The organism is Streptomyces sp. NPDC057617 (assembly GCF_042800555.1).
Lineage (GTDB): Bacteria > Actinomycetota > Actinomycetes > Streptomycetales > Streptomycetaceae > Streptomyces.
Genome location: NZ_JBHVGV010000009.1, coordinates 372090 through 397601, shown reverse-complemented (window position 1 = coordinate 397601; position 25512 = coordinate 372090). Strand labels below are relative to the sequence as shown.

The 25512-nt window shown below is 71.2% G+C and carries 25 protein-coding genes; 16 read left to right on the top strand and 9 right to left on the bottom strand.

Annotated features, from left to right (window positions below; genetic code table 11):
• Positions 1-178 precede the first annotated feature (178 nt).
• From ACFU9P_RS23970 to ACFU9P_RS23940, 7 genes are all read left to right on the top strand, one after another.
• Positions 179-1039, top strand: a complete 861-nt coding sequence (locus tag ACFU9P_RS23970) for a HipA family kinase (protein WP_384084180.1) — start codon at positions 179-181, stop codon at positions 1037-1039.
• The gene (locus tag ACFU9P_RS23965) at positions 1036-1419 is read left to right on the top strand and encodes a DUF3037 domain-containing protein (RefSeq protein ID WP_217309819.1); all 384 of its coding nucleotides are present in this window, start codon (positions 1036-1038) and stop codon (positions 1417-1419) included. Before ACFU9P_RS23970 ends, ACFU9P_RS23965 begins: the two co-directional genes overlap by 4 nt.
• Before the next feature lie 320 nt (positions 1420-1739).
• Positions 1740-2501: a 3-oxoacyl-ACP reductase FabG gene (gene fabG / locus ACFU9P_RS23960; protein ID WP_376384489.1), complete on the top strand. Its 762-nt coding sequence runs from the start codon at positions 1740-1742 to the stop codon at positions 2499-2501.
• A gap of 17 nt (positions 2502-2518) precedes the next feature.
• Positions 2519-3343, top strand: coding sequence for an SDR family oxidoreductase (locus ACFU9P_RS23955; RefSeq protein WP_384084176.1), 825 nt, complete (start codon positions 2519-2521; stop codon positions 3341-3343).
• A gap of 171 nt (positions 3344-3514) precedes the next feature.
• Positions 3515-5095: an ABC transporter substrate-binding protein gene (locus ACFU9P_RS23950; protein WP_376384495.1), complete on the top strand. Its 1581-nt coding sequence runs from the start codon at positions 3515-3517 to the stop codon at positions 5093-5095.
• 91 nt (positions 5096-5186) lie between these two features.
• A complete protein-coding gene (locus ACFU9P_RS23945) occupies positions 5187-5870 on the top strand; it encodes a uracil-DNA glycosylase (RefSeq protein WP_376384498.1) in 684 nt (227 codons plus the stop codon).
• A 178-nt stretch (positions 5871-6048) separates the two neighbouring features.
• The gene (locus ACFU9P_RS23940; protein ID WP_376384564.1) at positions 6049-6489 is read left to right on the top strand and encodes a hypothetical protein; all 441 of its coding nucleotides are present in this window, start codon (positions 6049-6051) and stop codon (positions 6487-6489) included.
• A 118-nt stretch (positions 6490-6607) separates the two neighbouring features.
• Here ACFU9P_RS23940 and ACFU9P_RS23935 read toward each other — a convergent pair whose 3' ends face one another.
• From ACFU9P_RS23935 to ACFU9P_RS23925, 3 genes are all read right to left on the bottom strand, one after another.
• Positions 6608-7114 (bottom strand): hypothetical protein, encoded by a 507-nt coding sequence (locus ACFU9P_RS23935; protein ID WP_384084171.1) that lies wholly within the window; start codon positions 7112-7114, stop codon positions 6608-6610.
• A gap of 207 nt (positions 7115-7321) precedes the next feature.
• Positions 7322-7858: a DinB family protein gene (locus ACFU9P_RS23930; RefSeq protein WP_384084168.1), complete on the bottom strand. Its 537-nt coding sequence runs from the start codon at positions 7856-7858 to the stop codon at positions 7322-7324.
• A 32-nt stretch (positions 7859-7890) separates the two neighbouring features.
• Positions 7891-8553 (bottom strand): TetR/AcrR family transcriptional regulator, encoded by a 663-nt coding sequence (locus ACFU9P_RS23925; RefSeq protein ID WP_384084165.1) that lies wholly within the window; start codon positions 8551-8553, stop codon positions 7891-7893.
• Between the two features lie 116 nt (positions 8554-8669).
• Here ACFU9P_RS23925 and ACFU9P_RS23920 point away from each other — a divergent pair, with 116 nt between their 5' ends.
• Together ACFU9P_RS23920 and ACFU9P_RS23915 are read left to right on the top strand one after the other, a co-directional pair.
• A complete protein-coding gene (locus tag ACFU9P_RS23920; RefSeq protein WP_384084162.1) occupies positions 8670-9920 on the top strand; it encodes an FAD-dependent monooxygenase in 1251 nt (416 codons plus the stop codon).
• Between the two features lie 27 nt (positions 9921-9947).
• Positions 9948-10865: a Gfo/Idh/MocA family protein gene (locus ACFU9P_RS23915; RefSeq protein ID WP_376384513.1), complete on the top strand. Its 918-nt coding sequence runs from the start codon at positions 9948-9950 to the stop codon at positions 10863-10865.
• On the opposite strand, the gene lnt is transcribed toward ACFU9P_RS23915, so the two are convergent.
• On the bottom strand, positions 10777-12405 hold the full coding sequence (lnt, locus tag ACFU9P_RS23910; protein ID WP_384084158.1) for an apolipoprotein N-acyltransferase: 1629 nt from the start codon (positions 12403-12405) through the stop codon (positions 10777-10779). The two genes, ACFU9P_RS23915 and lnt, sit on opposite strands and share 89 nt — an antisense overlap.
• A 155-nt stretch (positions 12406-12560) precedes the next feature.
• Complete coding sequence (locus ACFU9P_RS23905; RefSeq protein ID WP_376384520.1) at positions 12561-12998, bottom strand: nuclear transport factor 2 family protein; 438 nt, start codon at positions 12996-12998, stop codon at positions 12561-12563.
• Between the two features lie 191 nt (positions 12999-13189).
• Here ACFU9P_RS23905 and ACFU9P_RS23900 point away from each other — a divergent pair, with 191 nt between their 5' ends.
• The 3 genes from ACFU9P_RS23900 to ACFU9P_RS23890 all read left to right on the top strand — a co-directional run bounded on the left by ACFU9P_RS23900 (position 13190) and on the right by ACFU9P_RS23890 (position 15675).
• Positions 13190-14122, top strand: coding sequence for a RimK family alpha-L-glutamate ligase (locus tag ACFU9P_RS23900; RefSeq protein ID WP_384084155.1), 933 nt, complete (start codon positions 13190-13192; stop codon positions 14120-14122).
• Entirely contained in the window at positions 14119-14976 is an 858-nt protein-coding gene (locus ACFU9P_RS23895; RefSeq protein ID WP_384084152.1) for a RimK family alpha-L-glutamate ligase, read from the top strand. Before ACFU9P_RS23900 ends, ACFU9P_RS23895 begins: the two co-directional genes overlap by 4 nt.
• Positions 14977-15051: 75 nt before the next feature.
• Positions 15052-15675 carry a GNAT family N-acetyltransferase gene (locus ACFU9P_RS23890; protein WP_384084149.1) on the top strand — a complete coding sequence of 208 codons (624 nt, stop codon included), beginning with the start codon at positions 15052-15054 and terminating at the stop codon, positions 15673-15675.
• Positions 15676-15677: 2 nt separating this feature from the next.
• On the opposite strand, the gene ACFU9P_RS23885 is transcribed toward ACFU9P_RS23890, so the two are convergent.
• Together ACFU9P_RS23885 and ACFU9P_RS23880 are read right to left on the bottom strand one after the other, a co-directional pair.
• Positions 15678-15860 (bottom strand): hypothetical protein, encoded by a 183-nt coding sequence (locus ACFU9P_RS23885; protein WP_376384532.1) that lies wholly within the window; start codon positions 15858-15860, stop codon positions 15678-15680.
• Between the two features lie 184 nt (positions 15861-16044).
• Positions 16045-16920, bottom strand: a complete 876-nt coding sequence (locus ACFU9P_RS23880; protein ID WP_376384535.1) for an undecaprenyl-diphosphate phosphatase — start codon at positions 16918-16920, stop codon at positions 16045-16047.
• Positions 16921-17246: 326 nt separating this feature from the next.
• Between ACFU9P_RS23880 and ACFU9P_RS23875 the strand changes: the two genes are divergently transcribed.
• The 3 genes from ACFU9P_RS23875 to meaB are packed head-to-tail and all read left to right on the top strand — an operon-like array spanning position 17247 to position 22373.
• Entirely contained in the window at positions 17247-19121 is a 1875-nt protein-coding gene (locus ACFU9P_RS23875) for a methylmalonyl-CoA mutase family protein (protein ID WP_384084144.1), read from the top strand.
• Positions 19121-21367: a methylmalonyl-CoA mutase gene (gene scpA, locus ACFU9P_RS23870; protein ID WP_384084142.1), complete on the top strand. Its 2247-nt coding sequence runs from the start codon at positions 19121-19123 to the stop codon at positions 21365-21367. The genes ACFU9P_RS23875 and scpA overlap by 1 nt, the downstream gene beginning before the upstream one ends.
• 4 nt (positions 21368-21371) lie before the next feature.
• A complete protein-coding gene (gene meaB, locus ACFU9P_RS23865; RefSeq protein WP_384084250.1) occupies positions 21372-22373 on the top strand; it encodes a methylmalonyl Co-A mutase-associated GTPase MeaB in 1002 nt (333 codons plus the stop codon).
• 82 nt (positions 22374-22455) lie between these two features.
• Here meaB and ACFU9P_RS23860 read toward each other — a convergent pair whose 3' ends face one another.
• Positions 22456-23496, bottom strand: a complete 1041-nt coding sequence (locus tag ACFU9P_RS23860) for an alcohol dehydrogenase catalytic domain-containing protein (RefSeq protein WP_384084139.1) — start codon at positions 23494-23496, stop codon at positions 22456-22458.
• Positions 23497-23754: 258 nt separating this feature from the next.
• On the opposite strand from ACFU9P_RS23860, the gene ACFU9P_RS23855 reads away from it, so the two are divergent.
• Entirely contained in the window at positions 23755-24462 is a 708-nt protein-coding gene (locus ACFU9P_RS23855) for an RraA family protein (RefSeq protein WP_384084136.1), read from the top strand.
• 35 nt (positions 24463-24497) lie between these two features.
• Here ACFU9P_RS23855 and ACFU9P_RS23850 read toward each other — a convergent pair whose 3' ends face one another.
• On the bottom strand, positions 24498-25361 hold the full coding sequence (locus ACFU9P_RS23850; protein ID WP_384084133.1) for a spermidine synthase: 864 nt from the start codon (positions 25359-25361) through the stop codon (positions 24498-24500).
• Positions 25362-25512 lie beyond the last annotated feature (151 nt).

Sequence of the window (25512 nt, the reverse complement as noted above, 5' to 3'; positions counted from 1 at the left end):
GCTTCTGTATCTACGGGCACGGCAACGAGCATGTACGAGGCACCACATGTATGGGGCACATGTACGGGGCGCATGTACGGGGCGCATGTACGGGCACGGCAGACGGGCGCAGATCATAGGCACAGGCCGGGCCGTCAATGGACCGGGCGGCCCTCACCCCCGGCAGTAACCTGGCGCAATGCTCACCGAAGTCACAGCGACCCGCTATGTCACGCCCTTGCGTGAGGGCGGATCGCTCCCGGGGATCGTCGAGGCCGACGATCTCGGTACGTACGTCATGAAGTTCACCGGCGCGGGACAGGGCAGGAAGACCCTGGTCGCCGAGGTGATCTGCGGGGAACTCGGCCGCAGACTGGGCCTGCGCGTCCCCACGCTGGTGCGGATGCAGCTCGACCCGGTCATCGGGCTCTCCGAGCCGGACCAGGAGGTGCAGGAGCTGCTCAAGGCGAGCGGCGGACTGAACCTCGGCATGGACTATCTGCCGGGATCGATCGGCTTCGACCCGCTGGCTTATCAAGTGGGTCCGGAGGAGGCCGGGCGGGTCGTCTGGTTCGACGCGGTCATCAACAATGTCGACCGCTCCTGGCGCAACCCCAACATGCTGGTCTGGCACGGCGATCTGTGGCTGATCGACCATGGCGCCACCATGATCTGGCACCACAACTGGCCGGGCGCGGCGGCCTCCGCGGCGAAACCGTACAACGCGTCCGACCACGCGCTGGCACCCTTCGGACCCGATCTCGCGTCCGCCGCGGCGGAGTTGGCGCCCCTGGTCACCGAGGAGCTGCTGACCGCGATCGCCGCCGACGTACCCGACGAGTGGCTCGTCGACGAGCCCGGCTTCGACTCGACGGACGCGCTGCGCCGCGCGTATGTGGAACCGCTGCTGGCGCGCGCCGCCACCGTCCACGAACGGATCGTCCTCGACGCGCCCACGAAGAGCCGGCCCTCCGGGGCGCCCGGCTGGCTGGCCGCCCGGCTGGCCCCCACGCCCCGCACGACGCGGCAGCCGAACAACGAGAAGGACAGCGGCCAGTGAGCGACAAGGACGTCTACGAGTACGCGCTGCTGCGCGTGGTGCCCCGCGTCGAGCGCGGCGAGTGTTTCAACGCGGGCGTGCTGGTCTACTGCCGCGCCCGGTCCTATGTCGCCGCGCGGACCCATCTCGACGAGGCCAAGCTGACGGCCCTCGACCCGCGCGCCGATGTGGTGGGGGTACGGGCGGCCCTGCGCGCGGTCGAGAGCGTCTGCCGGGGCGGGGATCTGGCGGGACAGGCCGCCGGGGACGATCCGGGCCGGCGGTTCCGCTGGCTGATCGCGCCGCGCTCGACGGTCGTACAGCCCGGTCCCGTACACACCGGGCTGACGGCCGACCCGAGTGCGGAGACGGAACGGCTGCTGGATCTGCTGGTGCGGTGACGGCCGGTGCGACGGTGCGATGACAGGGTCGGCGATGGGCCGCCGATGACTGGCTGATTACCGACGGGTGGGCGCCGGAGACCGTTTGGTGGGTGGTCGATTACCGGCCAATGGGCGGCCGTGCGTGACGGCGCTCCGGTGTGACTTCGGCTGCCCGTACCTCTGTCGGTCCCGTGGGCCGTTGACACCGGGTGCCGTCCCTTCTAGCGTCTCGAATACTGGAGCGACTAAGCGGTCGCTCAGCGTTTGCGGGCCTGTTGACGGGTCTGTTCGCGGATCTGATGAGAGCCGCGGGTTCCCAGAGCGAGGAGAAACAAGGGATGTCCACCACCGAACGGCGCGTAGCCGTCGTGACCGGGGCGGCACGCGGCATCGGCGCCGCCACCGCCGTACGGCTGGCCGCCGACGGCCGCGCCGTCGCCGTGCTCGACCTCGACGAGGCGGCCTGCGCGGACACCGTCGGGAAGATCACCGAGGCGGGCGGCAGCGCGCTCGCCGTCGGCTGCGACGTCTCCGACAGCGCGCAGGTGGAGGCCGCCGTCGGGCGGGTCGCCGCCGAGCTGGGCGCGCCGACGGTCCTCGTCAACAACGCGGGAGTCCTGCGCGACAACCTGCTCTTCAAGATGAGCGAGTCCGACTGGGACACCGTGGTGAACGTGCACCTCAAGGGCGCGTTCCTGATGGCGCGCGCCTGCCAGAAGTACATGGTGGACGCCCAGTTCGGCCGTATCGTCAGCCTCTCCTCCAGCTCCGCGCTGGGCAACCGCGGCCAGGCCAACTACGCCGCCGTCAAGGCCGGTCTGCAGGGCTTCACCAAGACGCTGGCCAAGGAACTGGGCAAGTTCGGCGTCACCGCGAACGCCGTGGCTCCCGGCTTCATCGTCACCGAGATGACCGCCCAGACCGCTGCCCGGGTCGGCATGGGATTCGAGGAGTTCCAGGCCGCCGCCGCGACCCAGATCCCGGTCCAGCGCGTCGGTCGGCCGGAGGACGTCGCCAACGCCATCGCCTTCTTCGCCGGGGACGACGCGGGCTTTGTGTCGGGACAGGTCCTGTACGTGGCCGGCGGACCCCTCAACTGAGCACGGGAGACAGGGACATGACCGAAGGCACGGAGCAGACGGGGCAGGCGCCGCACACCGAGCAGTCCGAGCGGGCCGGGCAGGCCGGCCTCGCGCCCGACAGCGGCAAGGTCGCGCTGGTCACGGGCGCGAGCCGGGGTATCGGATACGGCATCGCCGAGGCGTTCGTCGCCCGCGGCGACCGGGTGTGCATCACCGGCCGGGGCGAGGACGCGCTCAAGGAGGCGGTGGAACGGCTCGGTTCCGACCGGGTGATCGGGGTGGCCGGCAAGGCGCATGACGAGGCGCACCAGGCGGTCGCGGTCGAGCGCACCATGGAGGCGTTCGGCCGGGTCGACTTCCTGGTCAACAACGCCGGTACGAACCCGGTTCTGGGCCCGATGGCCGAGCTGGACCTCAACGTCGCGCGCAAGGTGTTCGAGACGAACGTGGTCTCGGCGCTCGGCTTCGCGCAGCGGACCTGGCGCGCCTGGCAGCGGGAGAACGGCGGAGCGATTGTGAACATCGCGTCGGTCGCCGGGATTTCGGCGTCCCCGTTCATCGGCGCGTACGGCATGAGCAAGGCGGCGATGGTCAATCTGACCCTTCAGCTCGCCCACGAGTTCGCGCCCGCCGTACGGGTCAACGCGATCGCGCCCGCCGTGGTCAAGACCCGCTTCGCGCAGGCCCTTTATGAAGGCAGAGAGGCCGAGGCGGCGGCCGCGTATCCGCTGGGCAGGCTCGGGGTGCCCGAGGACATCGGCGGCGCCGCCGCGTTCCTCACCTCCGACCAGTCGGACTGGATCACCGGTCAGACACTGGTCGTTGATGGAGGCATCTTCCTGAACGCCGGGGTGGGGTGAGGAGGGGGCCGGAGCGAGTCGGGAGCGGGTGACGGCAGGGTGAGGTGCGGGCCTCCGCGGGGTGAACGGAGCGCTCGACGACCTTTCCAAAAGCCCCACCGGATCACCGTACGAATCCGGCCAATGCTGCGGTATGGTCTGCCGATCCATGGCTGAACAAGGAGCGTGAACGTGTTCAACCGGACCAGTCGGCGGGCCACCGCGGCCCTCGCGTCCATATCCCTGCTCTCGGGATGCGGCTTGTTCTCGGATGACGAGGCGAGCGGGGCACAGAAGATAACCGTCGGTACGACGAGCGAGCCGCCCACCCTCGATCCGGCGGCCTCCTGGGACAACGGCTGGGAGATGTTCCGCAATGTGTTCCAGACTCTGGTGGCCTTCCCCACCGGCAGCTCGTATCCGCAGCCGGACGCGGCGCGCCAGTGCGAGTTCGCCGACGAGTCCAATCAGGTCTTCGAGTGCGTCTTAAGGGAGAAGCTGAAGTTCTCCGACGGCACCAATCTCGACGCGGCGGCCGTCAAGCACTCCTTCGACCGCATTCTGAAGATCAATGTCCAGGGCGGTCCCGCCGGGCTCCTGGAGTCCCTGGCGAAGGTCGAGACCCGCGGTGACAGCACGGTCGTCTTCCGGCTGAAGAAGCCGGACGCCACCTTCCCGTTCATCCTGGCCACGCCCGCCATGTCCATCGTGAATCCGGCGGAGTACCCGCTGGACAAGCTCAGACAGGACGGCAAGGTCAACGGCTCGGGGCCGTACACCCTCGCCTCGTACACCCCCGGCGACAGCGCGGAGCTGGTACGGAACGAGCTGTACGCCGGCTTCGCCGACCGCAGGAACAAGGGCGTCACGATCCAGTACTTCAAGGAGTCAGGACCCCTCTTCGCGGCGCTGAAGAACAAGGAGATCGACGCCATCTACCGGGGGCTCACCTCGGAGCAGGTCGTCGAACTCGAAGAGAAGAAGCCGCAGAACGAGCATCTCCAGCTTGTCGAGACCGTCGGCGCCGACATCCGCTATCTGGTGTTCAACCCCGCCGACCCGGCCGCCGGGAAGCTGTCCGTACGGCAGGCCGTCGCCCAGGTCGTGGACCGCGACGAGCTGGTCGCCAAGGTCTACCAGGGCACCGCCGAGCCGCTGTACTCGATGGTCCCCAAGGGCATCGCAGGCCACGCCACCAGCTTCTTCGACCAGTACGGCGCCCCCGATGTGGACAAGGCGCGGACCATCCTCGAAGAGGACGGCGTCGAGACGCCCGTACCGCTCACCCTCTGGTACACGACGGACCGGTACGGATCGGGTACGGCGGCCGAGTTCGGCGAGCTGAAGCGCCAGCTCGAAGCGTCGGAGCTGTTCGACATTACGCTGCGCGCCAAGCCGTGGAAGCAGTTCCAGGCGGGCTACCAGAAGGGCGAGTACCCGGTCTTCGGGCGCGGATGGTTCCCCGACTTCCCGGACCCCGACAACTTCATCGCGCCCTTCGTCGGCAAGCACAACGCGCTGAGCACACCGTACGAGAGCCCCGAGATCACCGGGACGCTGCTGCCGGAGTCGCGCAGGGTCAGCGACCGGGCGGCGGTCAGCCGCCAGTTCGTGCGCGCGCAGGAGATCTTCGTGGGCGATGTACGGCTGCTGCCGCTCTGGCAGGGCAAGTTGTACGTGGCCTCGACCGATGACATCGCGGGCGGTGAGCGGGCGCTCGACCCGCAGACGGTGATGCAGATGTGGGAGCTGTACCGCAAGGCGAGCTGGTAGGCGGGGGTCCGGGGCGAGGCAGGGGGCCATTGTCAGTGGCCACCGGTAGGTTCAGTGATGCACAAGTGATCGCTTACCGGAGGTTGTTGACGTGACCGACACCGACATGCTGCCCGAGTCCTGGCGTGGCGTCCTCGGCGAAGAGCTGGGCAAGCCCTACTTCAAGGAGCTGGCCGACTTCGTCGAGGAGGAGCGGGCGAAGGGGCCGGTCTATCCGCCGCGCGACGAGGTCTTCGCCGCCCTCGCCGCCACGCCGTACGAGAGCGTGAAGGTCCTGGTCCTCGGCCAGGACCCGTACCACGGGGCGGGGCAGGGGCACGGGCTGTGCTTCTCCGTCCGGCCGGGGGTCAGGACGCCCCCCTCGCTGCGGAACATCTACAAGGAGATGAAGGAGGAGCTGGGCCACCCGGTGCCCGACAACGGCTATCTGATGCCGTGGGCCGAGCAGGGGGTCCTGCTGCTCAACGCGGTGCTGACGGTCCGCGAGGGCGAGGCCAACTCCCACAAGGGCAAGGGCTGGGAGAAGGTGACGGACGCGGTGATCCGCGCGGTCGCCGAGCGGCCCGACCCGGCGGTCTTCGTCCTCTGGGGCGCCTATGCGCAGAAGAAGCTGCCGCTGATCGACCAGGAGCGGCATGTGGTGGTGAAGGGGGCGCACCCCTCGCCGCTCTCGGCGAAGAAGTTCTTCGGGTCGCGCCCGTTCACGCAGATAAACGAGGCGGTCGCGGCGCAGGGGCACGACCCCATCGACTGGCGCATCCCGGACCTCGGCTGACCTCGGTGGCTGCTCGACAGGACCGACGGGACCGACAGGACCGACAGGCTCGGGCCGTTCGCCCGAGCCTGAAGGGGATTGGTCGCTACGGGGGCTAGCGTCATGTTTGTCGGATTTATCGGACGGGCATGCGGAGGCGGCTGTGCGGGAGCGGCGGGAGGCGTCGGAGGACGCCGTGATGACCAGGATCGGGCAGGCGGTCATGCTCCTCCACGGCGGTGACCGCGAGGAGGCACGGAACCGGTTCGGCGTGCTCTGGACGGAGATCGGGGAGACGGGGGACCCCCTCCACCGCTGCACGCTCGCGCACTACATGGCGGACACGCAGGACGATCCGGGCGATGAACTGGCCTGGGATCTGCGGGCGCTGACCGTGGCGGACGGGATCGGGGGCGGTGAGCGGTCGGTACGGGGCGGGGGCGGGCCGGCCGTGCGGGCCTTCTATCCGGCGCTCCATCTCAATCTCGCCGCCGACTATGTGAAGCTCCAGCGGCCGGACGCGGCGCGCCTCCATCTCGACCGGGCGCGCGAGGCGGCGGACGTGCTGGGGGAGTGCGGGTACGGACAGGGGGTGCGGGCGGGGATCGACCGGCTGGAGCGCCGGCTGAGAGAGGGGTGAGCGGGGGGCGGGGGCTGGTAGGGGGGTCGTCTGCCGGGTCGTGTGCGCGGCTGGGGCGGGTGGGTGCCGGGCCCGGGCGGGCGGCGTCGGGATACGGCAGGGGCGTGGCCGGGTGCGGTCAATTCCGGTAGGTCCGGGCGCAGATACGGGCCTGCGGGCTGTCCGGGGCCCAGCGGCCGTAGGTCTCGCCGAGCGCGCACACATCGGCGAGAGCGGGGGCCGGAGCGTCGGCGGGCGGCGCGGGGGAGCGCTTGCGCTCCGGCTGCTCCCGGGGGCGCTCGCGCGGTGGAAGTACGGGTGCGGGGCCGCCCCGGGGGCGGTCGGTGCGGGGTGCCTGCTCGGGGGCGGCATCGGCGGTGGGGTCGGCGTCGGCGGGCGGCCGGGGTTCGGGGGAGGACAGAGGGGCCGGTTCGGGGCTGCGGTCGGGGACGATCGCCTCCAGCGCCTCCCTGGCCGGAGCCTGGACGATCTGCGGCCGGGCGCCCCCCGCCCCCGGCGCCCCGCTGCTCGCCCCCGGCCACGGTACGGACACGGACGCGGGCCGTGGCTCCACGGACACACACCCGGAGACGGCCGTGACCACCATGCCCATCAGGACCATCGCTGCGCTTCTCGTTCGGTGCACTCGGACAACTCTGCTGGTCGGAGCGGCCGTTGGAGTGCGTTCGGGCGCGGATTGGCCCGGACGGGTGATGTGCGCTGTATCTCGACCGGCTGGTTGCGGTAGGTCGGCCCCTCCGGGCGGGCATGTGGGCGCGGTGCCGACGGCGGGCGGACCGGGCCGGATGGGGGGTACGGGCCGGTGGCGGCGCGGGTCCGGGGAGTTTCCGGGTCAGTCGCCGGTCGCGCCGTCGATCCGTTCGCGGAGGAGGTCCGCATGGCCGTTGTGGCGGGCGTACTCCTCGATCATGTGGGTGTAGATCCAGCGCAGGTTGTACGGCTCGCCGGTGGTGCGGGTCCGCCGTCCCGCGCCGAAGTCGTCGAGGGAGTGCGGTGCGGCCAGTTCCCTGGCCCGGGCGATCTCGGCCTGCCAGGTGGCGTAGGCCTCGTCCCAGGTGTCGTCGGGGCCGGGATGGAAGTCCCCGTCCTGGTCGGCGTCGGTGTAATAGATCGGCCCGGCCTTCTCGTCGGCCAGCGTGTTGCGGAACCAGCCGCGCTCCACCTCGGCCATGTGCCGTACGAGACCCAGCAGGTTCAGATCGGAGGGCGGTACGGAGGCCTCCCGGAGCCGGGCGTCGTCCAGCCCCGCGCATTTCACCGCCAGGGTCTCGCGGTGGTACTCAAGCCAGCCCTCCAGCATCTCGCGTTCGCCAGCGACGGTGGAGGGTTCGGTGCGCTCGGCGCGCTCAGTCGTTGTCATGGCGGCCATCCTCACGTACGGACCGGCGCGCCGGCCACGCGTTATTCATCCAGGTCGCGCCGGTCGCCCGGGTCGCCAGGGCCGTCGCTGCGCCCCAGCATCCCGCGGAGCAGTTCGTCGAAGCCGCGGCGCAGCGTGTCCAGGGACGGTACGGCGTCGTGGTACGACCCCACCGCGCAGGAGAACATCAGCCCCTCGCACCAGGCCACCAGCGAGAGCGCGTGCCGCTCGGGCTCGGCGGAGCCCGCCGCCGTCATCATCGCCACCAGCGGTTCGCGGAACTGCCGGCCCGCCGCGTCGTAGTAGGCGCGCAGCTCCGGCCGGCGGGTGGCCTCCAGGGCCAGTTCGTAACGGCAGACGAGCAGTTCGGGGTGGCGGGTCAGATAACGGTGCAGGGCGAGCGCCAGCGCATCGGCCGGCCCGCCCGGTGTGCTCGGGCCGCCGGGACCGCCCATGGCCGCGGGCATCTCGTCGGGCGCGAGCACCTGCGCCTCGCGCTCGGCCAGCCGTCGTACCGCCGCTTCGAGCAACGCCTGCCGGGTCCGCGCGTGATTGGACGTCGAACCCTGCGGCAGCCCCGCCAGCTCGTCGACCGCCCGGTGGGTGAGCCCGCGCATCCCCCGCTCGGCGAGCAGGGCGAGTGCGGTGTCGGCGATCAGCCGGGCCCGGGTGGAGGGCGGGGCGCCGGTGGTGCGAGTGGCCATGCGGCCAATGTATCGCTGCCCGCTGACACCCCCACTACACCTGTAGTACGCTACTCGAATCACTACACCTGTAGTTAGGTTGCGCCCCCTGCCGCCCCAGCAGAATCGAGAACGCCATGGACCAGCACCGCGCCGTCGTCATCGGCGGCGGAATCGGCGGACTGACCGCGGCCGTCGCCCTGCACCAGCGGGGCTGGGCGGTCACCGTCCTGGAACGCGCCCCCGCCCTCAGCCCTGTCGGCGCGGGTCTCGGCCTCACCCCCAACGCGCAGCGTGCCCTTGACGTCATCGGGCTCGGCGACACGGTCCGGTCGCTCTCGGCCTGGCAGGGCGACGGCGGTCTGCGCGCCCCCGGTGGCCGCTGGCTCTCCCGTACGAGCGGGGAAGCCGCGGCCGACCGCTTCGGCGGCCCCGTCGTCCTCGTCCACCGCGCCACGCTGATCTCCCTGCTCGCCTCCGCGCTCCCCGAAGGCGTGGTGTGCACCGGCACCGCGGCCACCCTCACCGATCCGGGTGGGGACGGCCGCAGGGCCCAGGTCACCGCACCCGACGGCGGCGCGTGGGAGGCCGATCTCGTCGTCGGCGCCGACGGCATCAACTCCTCCGTACGACGGGCGCTGTTCCCCGGCCATCCCGGGCCGCGGTACTCCGGATTCACCACCTGGCGACTGGTCGTACCGGCCCCGGAACGGCCGTTCGCACCGCACGAGACCTGGGGCCGGGGGCGGCTCTGGGGTACGCAGCCGCTCAAGGACGGCCGGGTCTACGCGTACGCCATGGCCCTGGCGCCCGCCGACGCGCACGCCCCCGACGACGAGCAGGCGGAACTGCTCCGGCTGTTCGGGGACTGGCACGAGCCCGTGCCGCGGATCATCCGGGCCGCTGAGCCGGGCCGGATCCTGCGCCATGACGTCCATGAGATGCGCGTGCCGCTGCCCGCCCACCACCACGGCCGGACCGCTCTGCTCGGCGATGCCGCCCATGCCATGCAGCCCACCGTGGGCCAGGGCGGCAACCAGGCCATCGAGGACGCCGTCGTCCTCGCCCATCACGCGGGACCGGGACACGCAGGACCGGGACATGCCACCCCTGCCACCCCCGACCCCCCTACCACCCCCGGCATCCCGGCCGCCCTCGCCGCGTACTCGGCCGCGAGGCTCCCCCGTACCACCGCCATCGCCCGCCAGGCCGCGCGGACCGGCCGGATGATCGCGGTCACCTCGCCGGCCGCCGCCGTCCTGCGCGACTCCGCGATCGCCACCGTCTCCCGGCTGGTCCCCGGCCTGCTCCTGCGCGGCTTCGCGGGGATCGCCGACTGGCGCCCGCCCGCGCGCACGTATGCTGCCGGGACAGCACACCCGTCATAACAGCACGTCAGGCAGAGGGAGGCCCCCGTGAAGGTCGGCATCATCGGGCTCGGCGACATCGCGCGGAAGGCCTATCTGCCGGTGCTCACCACCCTGCCCGGGGTCGAGCCGCATCTCCACACGCGCACCCCGGCCACCCTGGTGAGGACCGCCGAGACCTACCGGATTCCGGCCGCGCACTGCCATGCCGACCTGGACTCTCTCCTCGCACAGGACCTCGACGCCGCGTTCGTCCACGCGCCGACAGCCGTGCACGCCGAGATCACCGTCCGGCTGCTGGAGGCCGGCGTACCGACCTTTGTCGACAAGCCGATCGCGTACGAACTCGCCGACTCGGAGCGGGTGGTGGCCCTGGCCGAGGAGCGGGGCGTCAGCCTCGCCGTCGGCTTCAACCGCCGCTTCGCGCCCGGCTACGCCCAGTGCCTGGAGCATCCGCGCGATCTGATCCTGATGCAGAAGAACCGGGTCGGTCTGCCGGAGGATCCGCGCACCTTTGTCCTCGACGACTTCATCCATGTCGTCGACACCCTGCGGTTTCTGCTCCCCGGACCCGTCGAGCACACCGACGTACAGGCCCGGGTCCGCGACGGCCTGCTGCACCATGTCGTCCTCCAGCTCTCCGGCGACGGCTTCACCGCGCTCGGGGTGATGAACCGGATGAGCGGCTCCAGCGAAGAGATCCTCGAAGTGTCCGGTCAGGACACCAAGCGGACCGTCCACGATCTCGCGACGGTCGTCGACCACAAGGGACAGCCGAGCGTGCGGCGGCGCGGCGACTGGGTGCCGGTGGCCAGGCAGCGCGGGATCGAGCAGTGCGTACTCGCCTTCCTCGACGCCGTACGGGCCGGAACGCTGCTCAGCGCACAGGATGCGCTGCGGACCCATGAGCTGTGCGAGCGGGTGGTACGAGCGGCATCGGAGCAGTCGGAGCGGGCGGCGTCCTGAACGAGCGCGCGCCGTCCGAGGCGCAGAGCGCGGCCAGTACGGCGAGGGCGGCGTAGACCGCCCAGTCGCCCAGCTCGGTGTACGGGGTCGTGCCCCGGGCCAGCGGAACGTCGAACACGCCGGCGGTGCTCCGGTCCGTACCGATCCCCTCGCCGATCTGCTCCCCGCCGGGCCCGAACACCGCACTCGCGCCCGTCAGGGTGGCGTGCACCATCGGGCGGCCGGTCTCCGCCGACCGCAGCGCCGCCAGCGAGGCATGCTGCTCCGGCGCCCAGCTTCCCTGGAAGGTCGAGGTCGAGGACTGCGCGACCAGCATCTGCGCGCCGTCCCTCACCAGCCGTCTGCTCATGTCGGGGAACGCCGACTCGAAGCAGACGAGCGGACCGAACCGCAGCGCGCCCCTGTCCGCGCTCTCCCCTTTTTCATGGTCGGGCAGCACCATCACCACCGGCCGGGTGCCGCGCTCGCGGTCCTCGCCCGCCGCCTTGCCCACCGAGGTGGCCCAGCCCAGCGCGGCGCGGGCCGGTATGTACTCGCCGAACGGCACGAGCCGCATCTTGTCGTACGTATCGCCCGTCGGGCCGTCCGGACCGACCAGTACGGCGCGCTTGAATATCCCGTCCGTCCCTGCCGCGTCCGTGCTGCGCGCGTCGACATTGACAAGGATCTCGGCGCCGACCGCGCGGGACAGCACGGCGAGCCGCGCCGCCAGATCGGGTCTGGTCGCCAGGTCGGCGGACACACTGCTCTCGCCCCAGACCACCAGATCGACATCCTGTCCGGCCAGGGTGCGGGTCAGGTTCTCGCCCTGCGCGAACCGGCGCTCGCGGGCGTCCGCGCCGTCCACGACGCCCGGCTGGACCACCGCGATCCGCGCCGTACCTGACCGCTCCGGCTCCGGCGCCCAGGCCCACACCGAGACCAGGGTGACCGCGCACAGTACGAGCGACACGGCACCGGTGAGCCTCGGCCGTAGCCGTGGGACGGCGATCAGCACGGTCAGCGCGGTGTTGACCGCGACCACCAGCAGGCTGACCAGCCACACCCCGCCCACCGAGGCGAGCCGCAGTGCGGGGGAGACCTCCCACTGGCTGGCGCCCAGCAGACCCCAGGGACCGCCCAGCCCCTGCCAGGACCTGGCCAGCTCCGCCACCAGCCAGCCCGAGGGCACCACGGCGACGGCCGCCAGAGCCCGGCCCGCGGACGGCGACCCGCCGAGCATCGACCGCACCAGCCACCCCCAGGGCGCCCACAGCAGTCCGAGCAGCGCGGCCAGCAGCACAAGGAACACATGGAGGCTCGGTGCCAGCCAGTGATGTACGGCGATCATGAAGCCGATACCGCCCAGCCAGCCCTCCAGCGCCGCGCGCCGACCGGTGGGAGCCGACCGTACGAGCAGCATCCAGGGCACCAGCGCGGCATACGCGAACCACCACAGGGACGGTTCGGGAAACGCGAGGGCAGGCAGCGAGCCCGCCACGACCGCGGCGGCACCGCGCCACCACGGCGACGCCAGGCTCCGCCCGACCGGGCCTCGCATCCCAAGCGCCTCCTCGCCCCACCGACTCAAGGCCCCCGCCCCCTCCAGGTTGTCTTCCCCTGATGAACGGCACCGAAGCGGGAGGGACGCGAGAGAAAGCCGGGTCCCGCGAGGTCAGCCGGTGCGGGCGGGCGGCGCTGCCTCAGGAACACGCCCTACTGGCGCCGCCACTTCTCGTGCACGGACACCGTCCGCAGCAGCCATCCCGTATCCCCGCGCAGCAGCCCGAACGAGCACCGCCCGCCGCTCATCAGCTCCTCGCCCGACTCGTGCCGCCGCGGACTCAGATAGTCAGCCCGCACCTCGGCGCGGTCGCCCGGATACCCGTCGGGACCCTGTATCCGCAGCCGCCGGTTGACGATCAGAAGCTGATGCACGCTGTACGGCCGCAGCGTTCCGGCCAGCCAGTCGGCGACCTCCGAGGCCGACCCCTCGATACCGCCCTCGGCCGTGTAGTCGGCCCGCCCGTCCGGCGTGAACAGGGCCCGGTACCCGGGCCAGTCGGCCTCGTCCACGGCCACCGCGTAATTCGTGATCACTTCATCGATGGCGAGACGCCCCATCACGGTCGCGAGATCCACGCGCTGTGTCATCGGCTCAGTCTCCGGCAGGAAACCCCTACGGCCAAGAGCCGCGCACACCCGTCACCCATCGGGCGGGTCCGTTCATCCTCGCTCCTGGGGTGTCCTCCCTCTTGGCCGCGTCTTGGGGCGACCCGCGCGGTTGTGTTGCGGGGGAGGGGCGGATTATGGCCTCTCGGCTGTCCGAGATGACGGGAAGGTCAATGAGGCTCTGCTTTCTGGTGGAGGAGCAGTACCGGTACGACGGCATGCCCGTGGAGGTGGTGCGGCGGCTGAGCTCGTGGGGGCACCGGGTGGATGTGCTGCGGCCCGGTAGTTCGCTGGTGCGACTGGCGGAGGCGGTGCGGGCGGGGAGTCATGACGCGTGGGTGCTCAAGACGGTGTCCGGGGGGCCGGGGCTGACGCTGCTCGAAGCGGCGGCGGCCGTCGGGCTGACCACGGTCAATGACGCGCGGTCGATCCGCGGAGTGCGGGACAAGGCGCTCGCCGCGGTGATCGGGCGCAGCCGGGGGCTCCCGATGCCGCTGACCTACGCGGCGGCACGGCCGGAGTCGCTGGCCGAACTGCCGGACACGGAGTACCCGTTGGTCGTGAAGCCCGCCGACGGGAGTTCGGGGCGGGCCGTACGGCTGGTGCCCACGCCCGAGCGGCTGGCCGAGCTGAGGCCCGAACTGGCCGCCGAGGGAATGCTGATCGCCCAGCCGTATGTGCCCAACTCGGGGGTCGACCTCAAGGTGTACTGCGTCGGCGGCGAGTTGTACGCCACGGAGCGCTGCTCGCCCCTGCACCCCGACCGTCCGAAGCGCGAGCGGCGCGTACCGCTCTCGGCCGAGGTGGCGGGGCTGGCGGCGGAGGTCGGGGCGGTGTACGGGCTCGATCTGTACGGCCTGGACGTGCTGTTGGGCCCGGACGGCCCGGTGATCGTCGATGTCAACGACTTCCCGAGCTTCCGGCTGGTCCCGGACGCGGTGGACCGGGTGGCGCGGGCCGTCCTTCAACTGGCGCGTACGGGCGGGGCCGTACCAGGTACGGAAGAGGCCGCGGCCGGTACGGCTGACGTCATCCCGCTCCCCAAGCGGCGTGCCTTCAGGGCCGGTTCGCCGCTGCGTCCGACCAGAGCCGACGAGGGCCGATGAGAATCTGTCTGATCACGCCCCGGCCCGGTCATCCTCTGCTGGCCGCCACGACCGCGCTGCTGACGCCTCGTCACCGGATCGACTGGATCGATCCCGGCGCACGGCACGCCGTACCGCACGATGCTCCCCTGGCCGATGTCTATCTCCTCAAGGCGCGGACACCGCGGGCCTTGGCGCTGGCCAGGTCCTTCGAGGAGCGCGGGGCTCCGGTGGTGAACTCGGCGGCGGCGACCGGGTTCTGCCAGGACCGTACGGCGATGGCCGCGCTGGCGGGGTCGGCGGGGCTGCCGTTCGCGAGGACGCGGACCGTGGGCGCCCTGCGGGACCTTGCGGCCGAGGCCGGCCTTCCGTACCCGCTCGTCATCAAGAGCAGGCACAGCCGACGGCACGATCTGGTCGCCCGGGTACACGATGCCGGGGCGCTGCACGCGCTGTGCGGGAGCGCGGAGTGGGCCGACGAGCCGGTGGTGGTGCAGCCGTTCACCGCGAACAGCGGCTGGGACCACAAGGTGTGGGTGATCGCCGGGCAGGCCTTCGCCGCCCTGCGCCGCTCGGAGCTGGCGGACTCCGGGGCGGATTCCGAAGCGGATTCTGCGGGCGTGGGCCATGAGCCGGCCGTCCCGCTGGCGCTGGGCGAACTCCCCGCTGGATGGCTCGACCTCGTCCTCCGCGCCGGTTCCGTCTTCGCGCTCGATGTGTACGGCGTCGATCTCATCGACGCGGGCCATGGCGCTCCTCTGATCGTGGACATAAACGCCTTCCCCGGCGTCAGGGGACAGGCAGGCGCCCCGGAGGCGCTCGCGGCCCTGGCACTGCGGACCGCGGCAGGCGGTTCCGCCGTATTACCCAGGTGAGGTAGGGGGAGCCTCGGGTGGCGTCCGGCGCCCCTCCGGTCTCAGGCGCCCCAGGGGATACGTAATACTCACCCCATGGCTTCGCGGGTTACGAGAAGAAGTGGCGCCCGGTTCGGCGGCGAGGCCGTACGGATCAGACGGGCGACCGCCCGGGACGCCAAACGGCTCACGGCGCTGGTCCGCCGCTCGCGTGCCTACGAGGGGCCGTACGCGCCGATGATCGCCGGATACCGGGTGGGGCCCGACTACATCGAGGCCCATGAGGTCTTTGTGGCCGTCGATTCCGAGGACCGGATCCTGGGCTTCTACGCCCTCGTCCTGCCGGCTGCCGGACCCGGTCGTACTGCCGTCCCGACTTCGATCCCGACTTCCGTCCCGCCTTGGGCCCCGACTTTGGTCCCGGCGGAACTCGACCTGATGTTCGTGGCCGATCACGCTCAGGGGCTGGGCCTCGGCCGCCGGCTCATCGAGCATCTGAAGGGGCGGGCGGGCGAGGCCGGGCTCGACCGTGTCCGTATCGTCTCGCACCCGCCCGCCGAGGGCTTCTACCGCAGTGTGGGCGCCCGGCGCACCGGAACCGAAGCCGCGAATCCGCCCGCCGTGATGTGGGACCGCCCCGAACTGGTGCTCGTCATCCCGGGGGTCGCCCCCGGAGTCGTCCCGGGGTCTTCACCGGTGCCCACGGACCGAGGCCGCTGAACCTACGCGGCCTCGTCCACCTGGTCGGAGTCGCCGCGGTGTACGGCGGCGGCCCACTCCTGGAGCAACACTTCGTACGCCTCCGAGGGCCAGGTCCCGTCGGCGGCGTCGACCAGCGCGCGAATCCGCTCATTGGCCGCGACGGCGTCGGCAGCCGAGGAGCCAGTGGCACGAGTGGAGGACATATGACAAGCGTAGGGGCAAGTGCGGTACCAGGGCACCGATGAGGGCGCGTCTTTGCTCACACTGTCCGATATCGCACCCGGAACGTGGCCCGAAATCCCGCCTTGCCCGGCTCCGCCCGATCTGCCTGCGCCTGCGCCTGTACCCGGATGCCGGTCAGTCGGCCAACGCTCAGTCCGCTGCCGCTCAGCCCGCCGACTCGCCCGCGTGCGGGCTCAGCGTGTCCGTACCGACCAGCGCGAGCAGCGCGATACCGAGCAGCACCCGGTAGATGACGAACGGCATGAAGCTCTTGGTCGTAATGAACTTCATGAACCAGGCGATAACGGCATATCCCACTACGAACGCAATGATCGTGGCGAAAATCGTGGGGCCCCATGACACATGCCCGCCGTTGCCCGCGTCCTTCAGTTCGAATGCGCCGGAGGCGAGGACCGCGGGGATCGCGAGCAGGAACGAATAGCGCGCCGCCGCCTCGCGGGTGTACCCCATCAGCAGACCACCGCTGATCGTCGCGCCCGAGCGCGAGACACCGGGCACCAGCGCCATCGCCTGGCAGAAGCCGAAGATCAGACCGTCCCTGACGCCCAGCTCCTTGAGCGACTTCCGCTCCTTGATGGCGCGGTGCTTGCCGCCGACCTCGTCACGGGCCGCGAGCCGGTCCGCCACACCGAGGATGATGCCCATCACGATCAGCGTGGTCGCGATCAGCCGCAGATCACGGAACGGGCCCTCGATCTGGTCCTTGAAGGTCACCCCGAGCACACCGATCGGGATCGAACCCACGATGACCAGCCAGCCCATCTGGGCGTCATGGTCGCTGCGCATCGCCTTGTTCACCAGCGAGCGGAACCATGCGGAAACGATACGGGCGATGTCCTTGCGGAAGTAGATCAGGACGGCCGCCTCCGTACCGATCTGGGTGATGGCGGTGAACGCCGCTCCCGGGTCGTGCCAGCCCGCGAAGGCCGCCGTCAGCCGCAGATGCGCGCTGGAGGAGATGGGCAGGAACTCGGTCAGCCCCTGGATGAGCCCGAGAACGAAAGATTCGAACCATGACATGAGGTACTACGCCATCCAAGAATGAATTGGGCACGCGGCAGGCGGCATCCGGTGGCATGACAATCACACAGTGGGCTTGGTGATCTCATACCGGTTCGGGGCAGCGTAGCGTCTGCGCGGGACAGGACCGCTGGCAGCCCCCGGTGTGAGCCGCCCGGCCCTCGCTGTGCGGGCCGTTCGGCAGCCGCCCATGACCCCGTGAGAACCGGCCACCGCCATACGGCATTCCGCACAGTGAAAGGCCTACACATGGCGTCTCACGGAGAGGGATAGCTCACAGGCGCGCGCTCTGCTGCTCGTTCGGCGCGCTGTCCTAACATCTGGGCATGACGGTCCTGCCTGACGACGGGCTTTCCCTGGCCGCCGAGTTCCCCGACGCGACCCGCGAGCAGTGGCAGAGCCTGGTGGAGGGCGTACTGCGCAAAACGGGTCGTGATGTCACGGGACCGGCCGCCGAGGAGGCACTGGCCACAACGCTCCAGGACGGGCTCACCACCCGTCCGCTCTACACCGCGGAGGACACGCCCGGCGACAGCGGCTATCCGGGTTTCGCGCCGTTCACCCGCGGCGGCCGGCCGGAGGGCGGTGCCGTCGCCGGCTGGGACGTACGGCAGCGCCATACGCGGCCCGATCCCGCGCGTACCAACGAGGCCGTGCTCGCCGACCTGGAGAACGGGGCCACCTCGCTCTGGCTGGGTGTGGGAGCCGCGGGAGTGCCGGTGAGCGGGCTGGCCACCGCGCTCGACGGGGTCCTGCTCGACCTGGCGCCCGTCGCGCTGGACGCGGGCGACGAATTCGCGCCCGCCACACGCGAGTTGCTGAAGCTGTACGACGAACGCGGCGTGGCACGCGACCAGGCGCGCGGCACCCTCGGCGCCGACCCGGTCGCTCAACTCGCCCGTACGGGACGGGAGACGGACGGCGCGACCGAGGAGGCGGCCGGACTCGCCTCGCTCTGCCACCGCGACTACCCCGGTCTGCGCGCGATCTGCGTCGACGCCCTGCCGTACCACGAGGCCGGCGCCTCGGACGCGCAGGAGCTGGGCTGTTCGCTCGCCACCGGGGTGGGCTGGCTTCGTGAACTCACCGCGGCCGGACTCTCCGTCGAAGCGGCCTGCGGGCAGCTCGAATTCCGGTACGCGGCCACCGCCGACCAGTTCCTCACGATCGCCAAACTGCGCGCGGCGCGCAGGCTCTGGGGCCGGGTGGCCGAGGTCTGCGGCGCGCCCGCCGCCGGGGCGCAGCGCCAGCACGCCGTGACCTCATCGGTGATGATGACCCGCCGCGACCCCTGGGTGAACATGCTGCGGACCACCGTCGCCGCGCTGGCCGCCGGTCTCGGCGGCGCCGACGCCGTGACCGTACTGCCCTTCGACCACGCCCTCGGACTGCCCGACGACTTCTCCCGCAGGATCGCCCGCAACACGTCGACGATCCTGCTGGAGGAGTCGTACCTCGGGCGGGTCATCGACCCCGCGGGCGGCTCCTGGTACGTGGAGCGGCTCACCGACGACCTCGCGCACGCGGCCTGGGCGTGGTTCCAGGAGATCGAGCGCGCCGGAGGCCAACGTGCCGCCCTGCGCGACGGGTTGATCGGCGAGCGGATCTCCGCCACCTGGCGGGAGCGCTCGGAGAGGCTCGCCAAGCGGCGCGAACCCATCACCGGCGTCAGCGAGTTCCCGCAGCTCGCGCAGGTCCCGGTGGAGCGCGACCCGGCGCCCGAGTCGCCCGCCGGCGGACTGCCGGTCGTACGTCGTGACGAGGCGTACGAGGCGCTCCGCGCCCGCTCCGACGCGCATCTCGCCGCCACCGGCGCCCGCCCCCGGGTCTTCCTGGCGGCCCTCGGACCGGCCGCCGCGCACACCGCGCGCGCCACCTTCGCCGCCAGCCTCTTCCAGGCCGGCGGGATCGAACCGGTCCACGACCCGGTGTCGGTCGACGCGGACACCGCGGCCGAGGCCTTCACCCGCAGCGGCGCGGCCGTCGCCTGCCTCTGCTCCAGCGACGCGCTCTACACCGAGCAGGCCGCGCCCGTCGCGGCGGCGCTGAAGTCCGCCGGCGCGCCGCGGGTCTTCCTCGCCGGCCGCCCCGGCGAGCACCGTGACACATATCTGGAGGCCGGAGTGGACGAGTTCGTCGTCGCGGGCGGTGACGCGGTGGCCGTCCTCACCTCCGTACTCGACCGGATGGGAGTGGCGTGATGGTGATCCCCGACTTCTCCGGGATCGGCCTGGGACCCGGTGACGGCGCCGCGGTCACCGAGGACCAGTGGCGTACGGCCGTCAAGGAGCACACCGGCCGGGCGGACGGCGAACTCGGCTGGGACACCCCCGAGGGCATCGCCGTCAAACCCCTCTACACCGCACAGGACCTGACGGGCCTCGACTTCCTCGGTACGTACCCCGGCATCGCGCCGTTCCTGCGCGGCCCGTACCCGACGATGTACGTCAACCAGCCCTGGACGATCAGGCAGTACGCCGGGTTCTCCACGGCCGAGGAGTCCAACGCCTTCTACCGGCGCAATCTCGCCGCCGGGCAGAAGGGACTCTCCGTCGCCTTCGACCTGCCGACCCACCGCGGTTACGACAGCGACCACCCACGGGTGACCGGCGATGTCGGGATGGCGGGCGTGGCCATCGATTCCATCTACGACATGAGGCAGCTCTTCGACGGCATCCCGCTGGACCGGATGAGCGTGTCGATGACGATGAACGGCGCGGTCCTGCCCGTACTCGCGCTCTACATCGTGGCCGCCGAGGAGCAGGGCGTACCGCCCGAGAAGCTGGCCGGGACCATTCAGAACGACATTCTCAAGGAGTTCATGGTCCGCAACACCTATATCTATCCGCCGAAACCCTCGATGCGGATCATCTCCGACATCTTCGCGTACACCTCGCGGAAGATGCCCCGCTACAACTCGATCTCCATCTCCGGCTATCACATCCAGGAAGCGGGCGCGACCGCCGACCTGGAGCTGGCGTACACCCTCGCCGACGGGGTCGAGTATCTGCGCGCCGGACTCGGCGCCGGGCTCGATGTGGACGCGTTCGCGCCCCGGCTCTCCTTCTTCTGGGCCATCGGCATGAACTTCTTCATGGAGATCGCCAAGCTGCGGGCGGCGCGGCTGCTGTGGGCCAGGCTGGTCAAGAAGTTCGACCCGAAGAACCCCAAGTCGCTGTCCCTGCGCACCCATTCGCAGACGTCGGGCTGGTCGCTCACCGCGCAGGACGTCTTCAACAACGTCACCCGCACCTGTGTGGAGGCGATGGCCGCGACCCAGGGCCACACCCAGTCGCTGCACACCAACGCGCTGGACGAGGCGCTGGCGCTGCCCACCGACTTCTCGGCCCGTATCGCCCGCAACACACAGCTGCTGCTCCAGCAGGAGTCCGGGACCTGCCGGGTGACGGACCCCTGGGGCGGCAGCGCGTACGTCGAGAAGCTGACGTACGACCTGGCGCGGCGCGCGTGGCAGCACATCGAGGAGGTCGAGGCGGCGGGCGGCATGGCGCAGGCCATCGACGCCGGGATCCCCAAACTGCGGGTGGAGGAGGCGGCGGCCCGTACGCAGGCGCGGATCGACTCGGGGCGGCAGCCGGTCATCGGCGTCAACAAGTACCGGGTGGAGAGCGGCTCGGACGAGCAGATCGACGTCCTCAAGGTCGACAACTCGTCGGTGCGGACCCAGCAGATCGAGAAGCTGCGGCGGCTGCGCGACGAGCGTGACGAGTCGGCGTGCCAGGACGTGCTGCGGGCGCTCACGGCGGCGGCGGACGCGGGTTCTGGGGGTGCCGGTGCCGGTGCCGGCCTTGAGGGGAATCTGCTGGCGCTCGCGGTGAATGCGGCCCGTGCGATGGCCACGGTCGGTGAGATCTCCGACGCCCTGGAGAAGGTGTACGGGCGGCACTCGGGTCAGATCCGTACGATTTCCGGTGTGTACCGGAACGAGGCAGGCGCCTCCCCGGCCGTGGAGCGCACCCGCGCCGCGGTCGAGGATTTCGCGGCGGCCGAGGGGCGCCGTCCGCGCATCCTGGTCGCCAAGATGGGCCAGGACGGGCATGACCGCGGCCAGAAGGTGATCGCCACGGCCTTCGCCGACCTGGGCTTCGACGTCGATGTCGGCCCGCTGTTCCAGACGCCGGCGGAGGTGGCGCGGCAGGCGGTCGAGGCGGACGCGCACATCGTCGGCGTCTCGTCGCTGGCCGCCGGGCACCTCACGCTCGTACCGGCGCTGCGCGAGGAACTCGCGGCGGAGGGGCGGGAGGACATCATGATCGTCGTGGGCGGGGTGATTCCGCCGCAGGACATCGAGGAGCTGCGGCGGGCGGGGGCCGCGGCGGTCTTTCCGCCGGGGACGGTGATTCCGGACGCGGCGGGGGATCTGCTGAGGGCGCTGGCGGGGGCGCTGGGGCATGAGGCCGGCGCCGGCTCCGCTGGTGAGCGGTGAGCGTGTGGCGCCGCGGATCGACATCGACAGCTATGTCAAGGGCGTTCTGGACGGCTCCCGTTCGTACATCGCCCGTGCCGTCACCCTGGTCGAGTCCACCAGGCCCGACCACCGCAGGCTGGCCCAGCAGCTTCTGACTGAGCTGCTGCCGCACTCCGGGAAGGCGCGGCGGATCGGGATTAGCGGGGTGCCCGGCGTCGGCAAGTCAACTTTTATCGACGCGCTGGGAACGCTGCTCACGGGGCTCGGCCACCGGGTCGCGGTGCTGGCCGTCGATCCGTCCTCCACCAGGACGGGCGGATCCATTCTGGGCGACAAGACGCGCATGGAACGGCTGGCGGTGGACCCGGCGGCGTTCGTACGCCCGTCCCCCACGGCGGGCACGCTCGGCGGCGTCGCGAAGGCGACCAGGGAGACCATCATCGTGATGGAGGCGGCGGGGTACGACGTCGTGCTGGTGGAAACGGTGGGGGTGGGCCAGTCCGAGACGACCGTCGCGCAGATGGTCGACTCGTTCCTGCTGCTGAGCCTCGCCCGTACCGGCGACCAGCTCCAGGGCATCAAGAAGGGCGTGCTGGAACTGGCGGACGTCATCGCCGTCAACAAGGCGGACGGCCCGCACGAGCGCGACGCGCGCTCCGCCGCGCGTGAACTGGCGGGCGCGCTGCGGCTGATGCACCCGCCGGACGCGGCCTGGACCCCGCCGGTCCTGAGCTGCAGCGCGCGCGAGGGCACGGGCCTGGAGGCGGTCTGGGACCGTCTCGAACAGCACCGCGCGGTCCTGGCGTCGGCCGGCCGCCTCGCGAGCAAACGCAGCGACCAGCAGGTCGACTGGACCTGGTCCATGGTCCGCGACCACCTGCTGGACCGGTTGCGTGAGCATCCGGGGGTACGGGAGGTGGCGCCGGCGGTGGAACGGGAGGTACGGGAGGGCCGGCTGACGGCGACGTCGGCGGCGGAACGGATCATCGAGGCGCTGCGCCTCCCGGCGGGGGGCCGTGGTTGAGGGGGCCGGTGCGGTGTCGGGCGGGCCGTCGAGCGGCCGGGGCACTGGACTTCGCCCGTGTGACGGCTTTCCGCGTGGCGTCTCAGTGGCCCGGGCCCGAGGTCAGGACCATGCGGAAGCGGGCCTTGCTCGCGAGCATCTTGTCCAGCGCCGGGCCGGCCTCGGTGAGTGGTACTTCCTCGGTCATGGGCCGGACACCGGTGAGGGCGGCGAAGCGCAGGGTCTCCTCGACCTCGCGTGAGGTGCCGGAGGCATGGCCGTACACCTTGCGCGTACCGGTGATCAACTGGAGCGTTCTGATCTGGAGCGGTTCCGGATGGAGTGCGATGACGATCAGTTCGCCGCGGTGGCTCAGCCCGTCCAGGGTGTCGGTCGCCGCCTCGCTGTTGGTCGCGGTGTTGAGGACCACCTTGGCGCCGCCGAGGGCCCTCAGCTCCGCCGCGACGTCCTGGCTCCGGTTGTCGATGTAGTGGCGCGCCCCCAGCTCGCGCGCGAGCGGCTCCTTGTCCTTTCCGCGTGCGATGGCGACCGTCTCGAATCCCATCTTGTCCGCGAACTGCACGCCGAGATGGCCGAGTCCGCCGACGCCGATGATGGCGACCAGATCGCCGGGGCGGGCGGCGCTGCGGCTGAGCGCGCTGCACACGGTGACACCGGCGCAGCCCATCGGCGCCGCGTCCACGAAGCTGAAGCCGTCCGGGATACGGGCCAGGGCCGAGGCGGGCACCACGACCGTGTCGGCGTAGCCGCCGGGATAGGCCAGGCCCGGCGTCTGGAGAGTGGCGCAGTTGATGGCGTCACCGTCACGACACGCCACGCAGTGGCCGCAGTTGCCGCCGAACCAGCCGACGGCGACACGCTGTCCCTTCGTGAACTCCTCGACACCGTCCCCGATGGCGTCGATGCGTCCGGCGATCTCATGGCCCGGGACCATCGGGAACGGCGCTTCGGGGAATCCGCCCTCGATCATCACGGCATCGGTGTGGCAGACGCCGCAGGCCTCGACGGCGATCCGCACCTGGCCGGGACCGGGCTCGCGGAACTCCTTCTCGACGAGATGCGGGGCCGCGCCCGGCCGGTCGACCTGCATGGCGCGGTAGGTACGAGTCTTGGTGCTGGTCATCACTGGCCCCCATTACGTGTGGGCATGCGTTACGTGCAGGCATGCCGGTGGGCATGTCGATGTGCGCGCTGTGTGTCTGCTCGCGGGCGCGGACCGGTCATTCCAGTCTCCGTCCCGGTGGCTCCCGCCGCATTCCAGGCCGTGCCCCACCGGTGTCCGGCCAGGTCACGCCGTGAAAGGCTGGGAGCCGCCGCCGAGGGCCACGGCACCAGGGATTCGAGGGCCACGGACATGCGCATATGCCAGAAGGGACACCGTATGGATCACCAGAAGCTCCGGCAGCGGTTCGCGACGCTGACCACCGCCCATGTCGCGGACGCCTGCATCCGGGCGCGGGTTCCCGTGCGCTGTGCGCCGCCGGCGGTACGGCCCGTCGTACCCGGTGGCCGGCTCGCGGGACGGGTGTCACCGGCCCGGCATGCCGGCAGTGTGGACATCTTCCTGGAGGCCTTCGAAGAGGCCGCGCCCGGCGATGTGCTCGTGGTCGACAACGGCGGACGGACCGATGAGGCGTGTGTCGGCGATCTTGTGGTGCTGGAGGCACGGGCGGCCGGGCTTGCGGGCATTGTGATCTGGGGGCTGCACCGCGACACGGCCGACATCCTGGCCATCGGACTGCCGGTGTTCAGTACGGGCTCGACGCCAACGGGCCCCCAGCGTCTGGACGTTCGCCCCGAGGACGCGATCGGGTCCGCCACGGTGGGCGAGTGGACGGTGGGGCGCGAGGACCTCGTTCTGGCCGATGACGACGGGGTGCTCTTCGTACCGGCGGACCGGGCCGAGGACCTCTTCGCGCTCGCCGAGACCATCCGTGACACCGAGCGGCGCCAGGCCGAACGGATCCGCTCCGGTGACTCCCTGCGCAGCCAAGTAGGGTTCGGGAGCTATCTCGCCGCGCGCCGGCAGACGCCGTCCCTGACCTTCCGCGAGCACCTGCGGGCGGTGGGCGGCGCCATCGAGGAGTGACAGCCGCACCCGCCGCACCGCCCGGGAACTGCACCTCAGCCGATGCTGAACGCGCCCTCCGGCGGTCTCGGTGACGGCACCGCGCCGCTGTCCCGTACCACCGGCGCCGCTCCGATGAACCGCCGGAGCGACGCGCCCTCCTCCACCCGGGCGGGAAAGGCGTCGGACGCGGTACGGCGGGCCAGCGCGGCCGTGTCGAACGCGGTGTGCGAGGCGACCAGTACGGCATTGCCGAAGCGTCGCCCGCGCAGCACACCCGGCTCCGCGATCAGCGCCAGCTCCTCGAAGACCGAGGCGAACGTGGCCAGTTGGGAGCGGAGAAAGTCAAAAGGCGAGCCATCGGCGAGATTGGCGGCATAGATCCCGTCGCTCTTCAGCACCCGCTCCGCCTCCCGCGCGTACTCGACCGAGGTGAGGTGCGCGGGCACCCGCGAGCCGCCGAACACATCGGCGATCAGCACATCCGCCGACCGCGCGGGCGCCGCTTCGAGCCAGCGGCGGGCATCCGCTCTCCGTACGGTGATGCCGGTGCCGGCTGGTATCGGCAGCCGTTCCGCGACCAGTGCCAGCAGCCCCGCGTCGGCCTCCACCACACACTGCGCGGAGCCCGGCCGGGTGGCCGCCACATAGCGCGGCAGTGTGCACGCCCCGCCGCCGAGGTGGAGCACGGTCAGCGGCTCGCCGTCCCCGGCCGCGCAGTCGACGACATGGGCGAGCCGCCGTACGTACTCGAACTCCAGATGCGTCGGCTCGTCCAGATCGACATACGACTGCGGCGCCCCGTCGACCGTCAGCAGCCAGGCACGCTCCCGGTCCACATCGGGCAGCAGCTTCGCGGTCCCGCCGTCGACGGCGCGCAGCACGGGGACGGGCTCATCAGGCTCGTCGGGCTCGTTCACCCTCCCATTGTGGACGGTCCCCCTTGTGTACGGTCCGGGGGCCACCCCCCCCCCCCCACAAGGAAGGGGCCCCACAACACCCAAGACCACCCGGGACAGCTACGAAACGAAGAGCCCCGCCCCCCACCCCACACACCGCCCCCCCCCCTCC